This window comes from Neorhizobium sp. T25_27 (assembly GCF_002968565.1).
In the GTDB taxonomy this organism is placed as follows: domain Bacteria; phylum Pseudomonadota; class Alphaproteobacteria; order Rhizobiales; family Rhizobiaceae; genus Neorhizobium; species Neorhizobium tomejilense.
Window position 1 is genome coordinate 183,399 of sequence record NZ_PVBJ01000010.1, and the last position, 12,249, is coordinate 195,647.

The 12,249-nt window shown below is 59.8% G+C and carries 10 protein-coding genes and 1 pseudogene; 10 read left to right on the forward strand and 1 reads right to left on the reverse strand.

Annotation, left to right across the window (positions count from 1 at the left end):
- Window position 1 precedes the first annotated feature (1 nt).
- From tssI to C5J24_RS24485, 5 genes and pseudogenes are all read left to right on the forward strand, one after another.
- On the forward strand, window positions 2-2,326 hold the full coding sequence (tssI, locus tag C5J24_RS24460) for a type VI secretion system tip protein TssI/VgrG (RefSeq protein ID WP_105421606.1): 2,325 nt from the start codon (window positions 2-4) through the stop codon (window positions 2,324-2,326).
- 7 nt (window positions 2,327-2,333) lie between these two features.
- The gene (locus C5J24_RS24465) at window positions 2,334-3,401 is read left to right on the forward strand and encodes a DUF2169 domain-containing protein (RefSeq protein WP_105401791.1); all 1,068 of its coding nucleotides are present in this window, start codon (window positions 2,334-2,336) and stop codon (window positions 3,399-3,401) included.
- Window positions 3,401-5,032 (forward strand): DUF4150 domain-containing protein, encoded by a 1,632-nt coding sequence (locus tag C5J24_RS24470; RefSeq protein ID WP_172724126.1) that lies wholly within the window; start codon window positions 3,401-3,403, stop codon window positions 5,030-5,032. Before C5J24_RS24465 ends, C5J24_RS24470 begins: the two co-directional genes overlap by 1 nt.
- Before the next feature lies 1 nt (window position 5,033).
- Window positions 5,034-5,666: a hypothetical protein gene (locus C5J24_RS24475; RefSeq protein ID WP_105401793.1), complete on the forward strand. Its 633-nt coding sequence runs from the start codon at window positions 5,034-5,036 to the stop codon at window positions 5,664-5,666.
- Between the two features lie 310 nt (window positions 5,667-5,976).
- Window positions 5,977-6,332 (forward strand): annotated as a pseudogene (locus C5J24_RS24485) (transposase); the annotation flags it as partial.
- A 177-nt stretch (window positions 6,333-6,509) separates the two neighbouring features.
- Here the strand turns inward: C5J24_RS24485 and C5J24_RS24490 are convergent.
- Window positions 6,510-7,922, reverse strand: coding sequence for a S8 family serine peptidase (locus C5J24_RS24490; RefSeq protein WP_105421612.1), 1,413 nt, complete (start codon window positions 7,920-7,922; stop codon window positions 6,510-6,512).
- A 121-nt stretch (window positions 7,923-8,043) separates the two neighbouring features.
- Here C5J24_RS24490 and C5J24_RS24495 point away from each other — a divergent pair, with 121 nt between their 5' ends.
- From C5J24_RS24495 to C5J24_RS24515, 5 genes are all read left to right on the forward strand, one after another.
- Window positions 8,044-8,586: an RNA polymerase sigma factor gene (locus C5J24_RS24495; protein ID WP_105401796.1), complete on the forward strand. Its 543-nt coding sequence runs from the start codon at window positions 8,044-8,046 to the stop codon at window positions 8,584-8,586.
- 29 nt (window positions 8,587-8,615) lie between these two features.
- A complete protein-coding gene (locus C5J24_RS24500) occupies window positions 8,616-9,323 on the forward strand; it encodes a hypothetical protein (protein ID WP_245437503.1) in 708 nt (235 codons plus the stop codon).
- A gap of 75 nt (window positions 9,324-9,398) precedes the next feature.
- Complete coding sequence (locus C5J24_RS24505; RefSeq protein ID WP_105421616.1) at window positions 9,399-10,115, forward strand: DUF6065 family protein; 717 nt, start codon at window positions 9,399-9,401, stop codon at window positions 10,113-10,115.
- A 180-nt stretch (window positions 10,116-10,295) separates the two neighbouring features.
- Entirely contained in the window at window positions 10,296-10,655 is a 360-nt protein-coding gene (locus tag C5J24_RS32065) for a hypothetical protein (RefSeq protein ID WP_172724127.1), read from the forward strand.
- A 32-nt stretch (window positions 10,656-10,687) separates the two neighbouring features.
- Window positions 10,688-12,166, forward strand: a complete 1,479-nt coding sequence (locus tag C5J24_RS24515) for an SLC13 family permease (RefSeq protein WP_119796990.1) — start codon at window positions 10,688-10,690, stop codon at window positions 12,164-12,166.
- Window positions 12,167-12,249 lie beyond the last annotated feature (83 nt).

Here is a 12,249-nt window from a genome sequence, read left to right on the forward strand (position 1 = left end):
TATGGACGATTTGCAAACCTTTGCCGCCGATTTCATCCAGGCGAGCCGCATTCTGAAGGTCGTTTCGCCGCTCGGTGAGGACCAGCTTCTGCCGGAGCGGGTGACGATCGAGGAGGGCGTTTCTTCGCTTTTCGAGATCAAGCTGTCGGCGCGCGCCAAGAAACCGACGGTCAAGCCGGAAGAGCTTATCGGACGGTTGATGGATGTTTCGGTGGAGGTGCAGCAGGGCGAAGGGGAGGGCGGCGTGCGCCGTCCGTTCAACGGCCTGGTGACCGAACTCAACGAAGGGCCGCCGGTCACCCGTGGCCTCAGATCCTATTCGATGGTGCTGCGGCCGCAGATGTGGCTTCTGTCGCGACGTTCCGATTGCCGTATCTGGATGGACAAGACCGCGATCGACATCGTCGAGACGCTGTTTTCCGAGCACGGCATTCCGGCGCCCGATACGTCCGGCATCGTGACGCCACCGCCGCCGCAACATTATTCGGTGCAGTGGAACGAGACCGACCTTGCCTATCTCACCCGCCGTTTCGAAGAGGACGGGCTGTTCTACTGGTTCAGCCATGAGGACGGAAAGCACAAGCTGCATGTGGGAGACAATGCCAGTTCCTGGCTTGGTCCATCTCCCTCGGCGCAGGGCGAGGGACGGGTACGTCTGGCGCAGGGCTCTTCCGACCGCAATCATATCAACGACTGGAGCCGGCGGTATTCCTACGTGCCCGGCCAGCGCGCCGGCGCCGACTGGAATTTCGAAACACCGCGTATGGTGCCTGGCACGATGACGCCGTCGCTGGTGCAAATGCCCGAGGCGATCAAGCGCGAGCTTTACGAATACCCGGCCCGCATATCCACAGTTGCTCAGGCCGAGCGTGCCGAAAAGCTGCGCATGCAGGCGAGCGAGGCCGATCACGACCGCGTCTCGAGTTCGTCGACATCGCGCATCCTCGAAGTCGGACGTCGGTTTACGCCCTACGAAGTGGCCCATCCGGACCATGTTTACGAGGAGCATGTGGTGACGAAGATGACCCAGAAGGTCGTCGATCGCTCCTATGAGACCAATACGAACGAGCCAGAATATACCAACACGTTCGAAGCGACCCCATCCCGCGTGCCGATGACGCCGCATCGGGAAACCAGGCGTCCGCGGATCGAAGGAACGCAGGTTGCGATCGTTGCAGGGCCGGCCGGCGAGGAAATCCATCCGGATCAGTACGGCCGCATCAAGCTCTGGTTCCCCTGGGACCGCAAGGCGAAGAAGGACGGCTCCGACACCTGCTGGGTGCGCGTGGCGCAGAACTGGGCCGGCTCCGCCTGGGGTGGACAGGTCATTCCGCGCATCGGCATGGAGGTCATGGTCGCCTTCATCGACGGCGATCCGGACCGCCCCCTGGTCACGGGCGTCGTCCCGAACCCCTCGAACGGGGTGCCCTATGACCTGCCGGCCAACAAGACGCGCATGGTGATGCGTTCCAATACCCATAAGGGCAACGGCTTCAACGAGATGACGTTCGAGGACGATGCCGGCCGGGAGAACATGTTCTTCCATGCCCAGAAGGACCAGACCACCCGCATCCTCAACGACCGGACCAAGCGCGTCGACAGGCACGAGGTGTCGGCGATCGGTTCCAATCGCACGGTCGAGGTCGGCGGCAACCAGAAACACGAGGTCGGCGGCTCGATGAACACCGTCGTCGGTGGCACGGGGCCTGCAGCAATGGCGCTAATGTCCGCGGTGCAGGGGCTTGCCGGCCAGACTGCGACGCTTCTCGGCCAGGCAGGTCAGATCGCCGGCGGCGGCGGACCTGGCCTTGCCGCATTCGCGGGTACGCTTGCCTCCTCGGCGCTCGGGTTCCTGAATGCCGGCGGTCTCGGCAGCCGCCAGGGCGTCGTTTCCGGTCCGAGTCCTCGGGCCGACGCCGGCACCGCGCTGGCCGGCTCCGGCAGCGGTGTCGGCGATGCGGCCTCGAGCCTCTTTCCGCTGTCGGGGATCATGAACACCATCGTCGGGTCGTTCAAATCCGACACGGTGGGGGTCGCCCGAGTGGAGCAGATCGGTGTCAGCAAGGTTACGAATGTCGGCCAGACGTCTCTCGAAAAGGTCGGGAAGTTCAAGAAGGTGATCGTCGGCGAGGAGTTCGTCATCGAATGCGGCGCCTCCAAGTTCATCATGCGCCAGGACGGCACCGTCATCATCCTGGGCACGCATTTCAACTTCACCGCATCGGGCCCGACCCAGATTAACGGCAAGGTCGTCGACCTGAACAAGCCGGGCGGAGGATTTTCGGAAGCATCGCCTACCTCGTCCGACACGACAGCAAAGGGCTGACGCTCCGATGTCGGTCGATAATCGCACGCCTTTCCCAGCGCTCGCGTTCCGGCAGTACGGCCTGGAAGGAGAGCTCGCCGGCATCGTAGTGGCTCGCGGCACATTCAAGCTGACCGATGGTGGGCCCCTTCAGGTCGCGGAGGAGCAATATCCTCTGGTCATGTCGGACACCTATGAAGGTGACCCCCATGAAACACCGCAGATTGCCTGCACCGATTTGGCGCCCTTCAAGCCAGGAACGGACGTTACGTTTCTCGGCGCGACGTTTTCACCGGGCGGAGAAGCCGCATCCTCCTGGACCTGCGGTCTCAAGCTTGGACCGGTCAGCAAGCGGTTGCGTGTGCATGGACCTCGCGTCTGGCGCGCCCATACACGTAAAACCTGGAAGGGCCTTCTCGATCGAACCAAGGAAGATGCCCTGGATCATTGGGAACTTACTGAGGGAGAGCCGATCGAGTATCTTCCTATCGACTGGAGGCTGGCATTCGGCGGTCGGGAAGCGAACGAGACCGAAAAGCCGCCGGCAAGAAACCCGATAGGCAAAGGCCTTATCGATCCGACCATCTTTTTCAAAAGATCGGAATGGCCGGCTCCGCAGATAGAAGACGAGTCGCAGCCGATCCTAACAGTCGACGATCAGCCGGATCCGGCCAGTCTTGGGCCGCTGTCTCCCTTCTGGAAAGATCGCGCCCAACGCGCCGGGACCTATGATGACGCATGGCTGAAGGAGCAGCATCCGCTGCTGCCGCGGGATTTCGATTATCGTTTCTGGCAGGCTGCTCATCCCGACCTGGTCGCCGAACCCTGGCTTCAGGGAGACGAAGAGTTTGAGTTGCAAAACCTGCTGCCACGGCGGGAAACGCTCAAAGGGCTTCTTCCGAACATAGGGCTCTACGTCGAAATCGATCAAGAGCCGGTATCAAGCGAGGGATGGATGGTGCTCGATGGCGTGCACTTCGACATGCGCCCTGGGATCGGCCGCGTCTTTCTCACATGGCGCTGCAACTTTCCTTGGCCCGAGCGGCAGGGGCAACCCAAGCTCAGCATGGCCAGGCTGACGGAGAGTGTCAGCTAATGGCCGAAAACGAGCCCGCCGTCTCCGATCCGGAGCCCATGGAATATGTCCGGGTCGATCCGGTCAGCGGCAAACTCCTGCCATTGGAAGGGCAGGGGGGCAACAAGGCGCCTATTCAAAAGCCTACGGCGCCCGATCCGCCGCCGCCGGAAATCATCCCCAAGGAAAGCACCGCGCTGGCGATCGTGACCTCGCCGGATGTGTGCCGCTCTCCGCAGACCCCGATCCCTTACATGACGTGGGGAAAGGGCTCCGACAATCTGAATTATTCTCCCGACGTCCGCGCCAATGGCCAGGTGATAAAGCTCCAGAGTTCCAAATTCTGGTGTTGCTACGGCGACGAGCCGGGCGTCGGGCGCGGGATCAAATCCAATACTGTCGGCGACGTGGTCGAGCCGGTGACGTCATCGACCATCGTGCGGGCGAACGGCCAGTGGGTTCAGCGTCATACGGACCGCTGCACGCTCAACAGAGGCAACGCTCCCGGCGAGTATATTTTCGTAAAGTCGGTTCAGACAGACAAGGCACCCGACGGAAACGACAAGCAGGACAAAACCCGGGACGAGCAGATCGCGGAGTATGCAGCGTCCAAAGGGTGGACACGTGCGGCCGATGGCGGCTGGAATACCAATCCCGGCGGATTCGGTTGGGCTTCCAACGACAAGGTCGGGGAGGAAATGGACTACGTGAACAGCGGCCGGGGCAATGTCCAGCCGTTTTCGATGGGCTCGGGTCCATCGGAACTCAAGCCTTACACACCGTCATGGACGGAGAATATCGAACATTCCGTTCAAGACCGGCTGATGTCCTGGGGCATGGACAAGTACGAGGCTGGCGAATACGGACGCAAGGTGGGCGGCCTGGCCGGTTTCGTGCCAGGCCTCGGAAACGGGCTTTCCGCCAACGATGCTTCCCGCTCTTTTGGTTCGGGCCAATATCTGCTGGGAGGCATCCAGTCGATCGGCGCCGTCATCGGCATTGGTCCGGGGCGGCTGTTAACCAAAGGTTTGGAGAAAGGCGCAGAGAAGGTCGTTCAGAACCAGGTCGAACGCGCTGCCGTGAAGGCTCTCGAAGAGAAGGCTGCAAAAGAGGCAGCGGAGGCGGCGGCAAAGAAAAAGGCGGAGGACGAAGCTGCTGCTACGGCCGAAAGCGGTGCAAAAGGTGGAAGAGTAACTCGACGGCTGCGGACTAAAGAAGAGTTGCTTCCTAACGGTAGCGTGCCAGGTAATCGTAACGGCGCGTTCGCACGCTGGTTTGACGACCTATCGCCGGATGAATTGGATATGCTCTGGAAGGATGGTAAAATTCGTGACGCCATCGAGGACAGAATCCGCAGCCCAGGCAATCTTCATGAATGGTTTATGGTGTCGCGGACTCCGACCTTCAAAAGGTGGGGCGTGCCCATGAGCGATATTAAAGATCTGAGAACACTTACTAGCGAGACAGGGGGAATTAATCCTGATTGGGTTCACGGCGGGGTAGGATCGACAACAGCCCACAACGAGCTCCTCAATATCATTGACAACTCCCTGAGCCGAGAAGACTTTACGCGCCAATTGAATAATTGGGCAAACTACCGCTTGACCAATGGTGTGAATGATCTTCCGCCGGGACTTCGTTTAGGAAATTAAAATGAGTTTACTCGACGATTGGACGATATTTTGCAGCGATGCAAATGCATTTCCCAATGGGCATTTTGCAAATCTCTTCCGAGAGCATCAGAGCTTTGCAGAACTCAAGACGATTTTTGCACCATTCGAGCAAGGCGAAGCCGCCACAAGCCGATTGCATGCGTTCTTCGAAGGGAACGTCAATCGCGGTTATTGGAGGCCGGATGAAAACAAGCGGGTTTCAAGTGCTGAGGCGTTAGAGATCGCAGCAAAGTTTCAGCTAGAAGTCACGAAACTTTTGTCAGACAAAAATCTCAATGACCTCAGCGATGAAATTCTTGCGCTCCCGGTATCTTTTGTGACTAATTCCAAAGAGGTGGAAGATCACACTAGACGAGATGACATTATTCACGCGGACTATGTGGATTTTATATCAGATATGTTTAGAGATAATTACTTGGTTTCCGAAGAAATAATGCTTGAACTCAAGGAAGCTGTGTATCAACTTTCCACAAATTTGGACGTAACGCGGTATTTGCTATCTCCGTTAACGTCTTTGGCTAATTCTTTCGATGAGGCTTACAGGCTCTGGTCGGCGGGGGGGGTTTACTGCTTCATGAACGACGCTTTAGAAGTTTCGATACTTCCTCGTTAGAAGTGAAGTTCTCTATCGGAAACAAAGGCTGCTCGCGTTGAATAATGCGCAAGAGGGGCTTCCCGACGATATCCACGACCGCGTCACGGAACTTTCCGAACAGGGAAATGATCTGTTTGATCGCGGAGATGCGAAAGCGGCAATATCGGTTTGGCGCTGGGCTCTCCAGTTGCTGCCGGAGCCGCGCTGTAAGTGGGAGGCGGCCGTCTGGCTTCATGCTTCCATCGGCGAGGCGCAAAGGGTAATCCTCCCCGTGAATAAGGGTCTTCAAAAGTAGAATTTTCTCGGCAAGATGCTCGAGGAGATTTTGATGAAGAAAAGCCGATTTACCGAAGCGCAGATCATGGCGGTGTTGCGCCAGGCGGAAGGCGGAGTTCCTGGGCCTGAGCTTTGCCGGGAGCATAGCATCAGCACTGCCAGTTTTTACAAGTGGCGGGCGAAGTATGGCGGTATGGACGCTTCGATGATGAGCCAGATGAAGGCTCTTGAGGAAGAGAACCGCCGATTGAAGCGGATGTATGCCGACTTGAGCATGCAGGCGGATCTGCTGAAGGAGGCTCTCGGAAAAAAATGACGCGGCCATCTCAGCGCTGAGAGCCGGCCGAGAAAGCAGTGGCGCAACGCGGTGTGAGTATAGCGCTGGCATGCCGGACATTTGGCGTCAGCAGGGCGCTTGAGATGACCGATAATATGATCCGCAAGCCTGCGCCTTTTACCGGCATAATACCTCCAAATATATTGTTCCCGGCTGAAACACGGCTATTCCTCAGCACCACGTTCCAGCTGTTCCCGCCTGAAGGTTTAGACCTTCAGATTCTGGACACGAGCGCCCGACGCTCGGGCTCATAGGGCGGATGGCTTGATCTCGCCGTTGCCTTTGCAAAGCTCACTTGCGTCTAGGAGACCCCAACCGAACACAGGGTCTTTCCCGGGCTCCCCAATGTCGTCCGTCAATTGACTTATCTTGGCTTCCAGTCTTTCAAGCGACATACCCGGCTCCTCAGCAATCAACATCGAGACTGCTGCCGTTACGAAGGGTGCGGCGAAGGATGTTCCGGTTTTCTGTCGGGCACCGGAAATGGACGCCGCAGTCCAGACGCCGACGCCGGGAGCAGCAATGTCGATATGATCGCCCCGGACGGCACGTCGGTAAGGGTTGCGCGCCTTGTCGACTGCCGTCACGGCAATCACATCGCCATAGGCCGCGGGGTAAACGGGCTTGGCATTTGGACCGTCATTGCCGGCGGCCGCCACGAGGATCATGCCGCGGCCGGTCGCCGCTTCCACTGACCTCTCCAGCAGCGCGTTTGCCGGACCGGTCAAGCTCAGGTTGACGACCTTGACGTCACGTTGGCTTAGCAGATCGAGCGCGCGCACGAGATCATACGTGCTGGCAATATCCGCCGATCTGCCAAAGCGCCGAAAGGCATCGACGGCGATGAGCTCGGCTCCCGGTAGCAGGCCTGGAACCCGACTGTCTGAGGTGCCGACCAGAAGGGCGGCGACAGCAGTGCCATGCTGCGCCCCGGATTTCGTCTCCTCCTCGTTACCGAGACGAATGACCTCCAGCCGGCTGTTCATCAGGGCCATGTGGTCGATATTGATCGCCGTGTCGATGAGACCGATGCGGTGTTGCTTCGAACATCCCGCGACCTCGCCGGCCGGCCAACCAACGATCTCGCGGACAAGGGCACAGCCATGCCCCGTGCAGCCTCCTCTGGTTTCCGTTTGCGGCTGGTAGAAGTGGTTGAAATCGACCGACGCCGTCGCGCTGCGAGCAACAACTGCAGCACGCGCTGCAGCGAGCGTCATGTTACGCGGCACGGTAAGCCGGACCATTTCGCTGCCAATGATCGAAACCTGGGTGCGATCTTCAATGACGAACCCCTCCTGGACCAACCCGATGATAGCGGCTTCCTCAAGGTCCATCGCGACAAGCTCGTTCTGCGAACGGACTGGCACTGGGATCGCACCGCTCGCGGGTGCACGACGCTCCCGGGAAGGCCAGCGAAAGAGCGAACGTAGGTCGGTTAACCCGCCTCCACCACGATAATATCCGTCGCTGCCACCGCGTCCTCCACTTTCACCGCCGCCGTCATCGTCGCCACCATCGTCATCTCCATCGTCGTCATCGGCAAGCGCGGCGGGAATGGTGAATGCAACTCCGCTCAGGGGCAGGGGCAGGGCCATGATTGCTCCCACGGTGACTATGGCAGCAAGACAGCGCAATGATTTTACTATGACTATGAGCAGCATGATCTGTCTCCGTGGCAGCTTTCCCGATCCAGTTTCTCAGACTGCGAAGCTGCTTCCGATTAACCTATCCCGGAAGTACGTTTGACTCGACAGCTTATTCCCTGCCATGCAAAAAAGTGGGATGGCCACCGACATGCAGACAGTACCGGAACGGCTGGTTGCCTTCCTGCCGAACCTGAGACGGTTTGCGATATCGCTCTGCCGCTCAAGGGAGCTTGCCGACGATCTGGTGCAGGCGGCGTGCGAGCGCGCGATCCTTGCCGCTGACAGTTTTGCGCCCGACAGCAGGTTCGACGCGTGGATGTTTCGCATTCTACGCAATCTGTGGATCGACCATCTGAGGCGCCAAAAAACGGCCGGTCCTCAGGCCGACCTGGAAGAAGCAAGCGGGATCTCCATTCCATCCGGCGAGGCCGCATCGCTTGCTCGCATGGACCTGCTCCAAGTCATCGCTGCGCTACAGAAGCTGCCGGACGAGCAGCGCGAAGTGCTGGTGCTGGTCTGTGTCGAAGAACTGAGCTACCACGACGCAGCCGACGTGCTGTCGATCCCGATTGGAACTGTGATGAGCCGTCTCGCCCGGGCACGAAAAAATCTTGCAGAGCTGACAGGAATAAGTTTCGGGGAACGACGTTCGTCCGATGCGAAAGGCGGCATCGTATGACCCGATATGATTTTGACGACGAGACATTGATGGCGTTCGCAGACGGCGAACTCGATGAGGCGACAAGCGTCAGGCTTGAAACAGCCCTTGCGGCGGACGAGGCACTGGCCGAGCGGCTGGCTGTGTTCCTCGAAAGCCGCCTGCTGGTCGCCAGCGCGTTGAAACCGTTGATCGACGAGCCGTTGCCGGAGGCGCTGCTGGCATCCGTGCGCCGCATGGCGGACGAAGCGCAAGGCAGGCAATCCGAAGGCAGCAACGTCGTGGCCTTGCGCCCGAGGCAGCAACAGGTGAAGCGCTGGGCAGAGCACCGCTGGGTCATGCCCCTGGCGGCAGGCATTGTTCTGGTGATCACCGGTGTTGTCGGTTTCACAATAGGTCTCAATCGGAACCCATCCGCGATGAATTCCAGCGCCCAGGTCGCCGGGGTGCTGGACCGCGAAGCCTCCGGCCGGGATATTGCGCTCGGGTCCGGAGAGATGCTGCATATCATCGCCACCTTTCGCGACAAAAACGGCTCTCTCTGCCGCGAATACGAATTGAAGCAAGCGTCGGGCAGCACGCTCTCCATCGCCTGCCGACATGATCAAGCCTGGGTGACACAGCTCGCGCTGACATCTGCGACAGCCGAGGGCTATGTGCCGGCCTCCTCGCAAGAAACGATCGATGTATATCTTTCGTCGATCCAGGCCGGTACACCGCTGTCCGCCGAAGAGGAGCGAGCGGCCCTCGCACCCTGACGATTATTTTCGCAAATCAGGAATAAATCTTTCCCGGCGTCGTTCTTCTCGCATCAATTCATGAGGAGAACCGCCATGGCACTTACCCTTCTGAGGAAGCCACAGCCCCGACTGATCTTTTCGTGCCGCAAGGAAGACGAAGGAGTGATCCCGCCGCCGGTTCGGGCCAAAACGGCGCTCCCGGACTGGTTCCGGAAGCTTCCACCGGTGGACCACGCCCATATCTCCCCCACAAACAGCGGCCTGACGGTGAAGCGCTGCATGCCATTCCTCGATGCCATGGCAGCTGGCTGGATTATCGGCCTGTCAGCCACTGTCCGGCTGGAAATTTCTGCTGACGGCAAGAACGTCGATTGCGGTTGGGATTTCGACCGGACGATGGTCAGCAATCACGCCGGCCATCAGGTTGCCGGCCATCCGCGTGATTCAATGCCGCCCTGCAAATTCCACAACCACTGGACCATCCGCACTCCGCCCGGCTGGAGCTGCCTCTTCGTACCGCCGCTCAACCGCCCGAACGGTGTCTTCGAGGTCGTCGCAGGCGTCGTCGACACAGACACCTACCAATCGGAAATTCACTTCCCTTTCTTCGCCACCGGCGAGGACGGCCTGCATGTGCTGGAACGTGGCACGCCGATCGTCCAGGTTATCCCCTTCCACCGCGAGACATCCGACCTCGCCGCCGATATCCGCGCCGAAAGCGCTGCCGAGGGCACTGTGCGAAAGACGATCTGGCGAAAGACGCTTGCCGCCGATGGCTGGTATCGCCGGTTCGCCCGCGCCCAGCGATGACCTTTTCAACGAGGACCGCCCGATCTGCCCGTCGCTGACTCGCACAGCGGCGGCGATGCCGCGTGGATCCTGTCTATGGCCTATCTTGTTGAAAAATATTCTGTTTTGCCTGGAATAATCCTCGCCCATTGCCGTTTCTCACTCGCAGCCAACGAGGCTGTCCCTCAAAGGAGAAGTGCCATGAAGAAGTTCATCTCAGCCCTGAGCGCATTCCTGTTGATCGGCGCCGCAGCACCTGCACCTGCTGTCGCCGACGACCCGGTGCATCGCTTTTTGCAGAAAATGACGCGCGGCAGCACGGCGAGCCACGTCCGCTACAGCCGCAGTCGGGATGACGATCGGCGCGGTGAGTGGAGCTCGAACCGCAATTCCAACAGCTCGTCGAATTCCTCGAGCAATTCCAGCTCGAACTCGAACTCCAACAGCAATTCCAATTCGTCGAGCAATTCCAGTTCGAACGGCTCGTCTAACTCATCGAGCAACTCAAACTCGAATTCTTCTTCCAATTCCTCTTCGAATTCGTCGTCCGACGACGACTGAACCGCAGCCTGAGAGACTGAAAGGAGGGTATGATGGCCCTTTATGCAATCGCCCCTCCCGGACCCCACGCCGATCGGCGTGGGGAACCGTCTGCGACCTTGGAGCGCACGGTACCGCTCACCCGCGTCAAGCAGATCGCGGCGGCAATCGTGCTCACGTTCAGCGGCATGCTGATCTTCCTGGCAATTGACGGCCTCACCATGCCCATGCGGCTGACGCTCGCTGTCTTTGTCGCAACGACGACCGCCTGGACCATCCTCGACCTGCCGGATACGCCCGTTGCACTCGCCGGTGCTGCGGTTCTGGCTGTCTTCGGCGCGATCGACGAGGACGTGCTCTATCGCTCCCTCGGCAATGAAATCGTCTGGTTGATGCTGGCAGCGTTCGTCGTTGCCGGTGTGCTGCGGCAGGTCGGCGTGATCGAACACATCATCCGCCGGCTGCTCGCCCGGTTCGGGACCGTGCAGGGCCTGTTCTGGGCGCTCACCTTCTTGATCTTCGCCACCGCCTTCATCATTCCCTCGACCTCGGCCCGAGCGGCAATGTTGGCGCCCGTTTATCTCGGGCTCGCGGCGGCGATCGGCAATGCGCGGGTCAACCTGGCACTCGCGCTGCTTTTTCCCTCGGTCATCCTGCTCTCCGCTGGAGCGTCGCTGATCGGCGCCGGCGCTCACCTCGTCGCCGCCGGCATGATGGAGCACCTGCGCGGGCAAAGTCCCGGCTTCTTGGGCTGGATCGCGCTGGCCGGCCCGTTCTCGCTGCTGTGTTCGCTCGGCGCCTGCGCGGTGCTGCTGCGCCTTTTCCTTACCGGGGACGAGCGGGCGATGGCGATCGCGAAGCCGATCGCCGACGAAACTCCCACCTCCCTGACACCCCAGCAATGGACCGTGCTCGCCATCACCGGCGCAATGATCCTCCTCTTCGCGGCCCAGCCCATGCACGGCATCGGCATGCCTCTGATTGGCATCGCCGCGGCTCTTCTATTGGCCAACCAAAGGGTCTCCGGCCTGCCGCTGAAAACAGCTCTCAGGGGCGTGGAGTGGAACCTCCTGCTCTTCCTGGCCGGCACGCTCGTCATCGGCGAGGCGTTGCTTGAGACGGGGACGGCGCAGGTGCTGGCCGAGCGGGTGGTTGGGCTTGCAGGCAATGGCATTGCCACCTGGCCTGCGCTGATCGTCGCCTTCGCAGCAATCGTCTCGACGCTCTCGCACCTCGTCATCACCTCGCGCACGGCGAGGGTAACCATCCTCATACCTGCGCTTGCCTTGCCGGCCGCAGCTCTCGGTGTTGATCCGCTCAATTTGGTGATGGTCGTCACACTGGGAAGCGGCTTCTGCCAGACGCTGATGGTATCCGCCAAGCCGGTGGCGCTATTTGCCGCAATGGATCCGCCGCCTTTCGGACAAGCCGACCTGATCCGGTTTGCCGGTTTGCTGATCGTTCCGTTCGTCGCGCTGATCGTGGTCTTTGCCACGCTCGCCTGGCCGCTGCAGGGCCTGCCGCTGCACTGAATGTCGGGGCAACACAAGGGAAAGGTCGCCCGCGTGCGGCCTTTTTTATTAGTCGGCTAATTTATTTTGTCGCTGCCGGAATA

Bases quoted from the DNA above. Each gene is read 5' to 3' on its own strand.
- C5J24_RS24470 (WP_172724126.1), top strand. From the start codon at position 3,401: ATGGCCGAAAACGAGCCCGCCGTCTCCGATCCGGAGCCCATGGAATAT.
- C5J24_RS24505 (WP_105421616.1), top strand. From the start codon at position 9,399: ATGGCACTTACCCTTCTGAGGAAGCCACAGCCCCGACTGATCTTTTCG.
- C5J24_RS24465 (WP_105401791.1), top strand. From the start codon at position 2,334: ATGTCGGTCGATAATCGCACGCCTTTCCCAGCGCTCGCGTTCCGGCAG.
- tssI (WP_105421606.1), top strand. From the start codon at position 2: ATGGACGATTTGCAAACCTTTGCCGCCGATTTCATCCAGGCGAGCCGC.
- C5J24_RS24515 (WP_119796990.1), top strand. From the start codon at position 10,688: ATGGCCCTTTATGCAATCGCCCCTCCCGGACCCCACGCCGATCGGCGT.
- C5J24_RS24475 (WP_105401793.1), top strand. From the start codon at position 5,034: ATGAGTTTACTCGACGATTGGACGATATTTTGCAGCGATGCAAATGCA.
- C5J24_RS24490 (WP_105421612.1), bottom strand. From the start codon at position 7,922: ATGCTGCTCATAGTCATAGTAAAATCATTGCGCTGTCTTGCTGCCATA.
- C5J24_RS24495 (WP_105401796.1), top strand. From the start codon at position 8,044: ATGGCCACCGACATGCAGACAGTACCGGAACGGCTGGTTGCCTTCCTG.
- C5J24_RS24500 (WP_245437503.1), top strand. From the start codon at position 8,616: ATGGCGTTCGCAGACGGCGAACTCGATGAGGCGACAAGCGTCAGGCTT.
- C5J24_RS32065 (WP_172724127.1), top strand. From the start codon at position 10,296: ATGAAGAAGTTCATCTCAGCCCTGAGCGCATTCCTGTTGATCGGCGCC.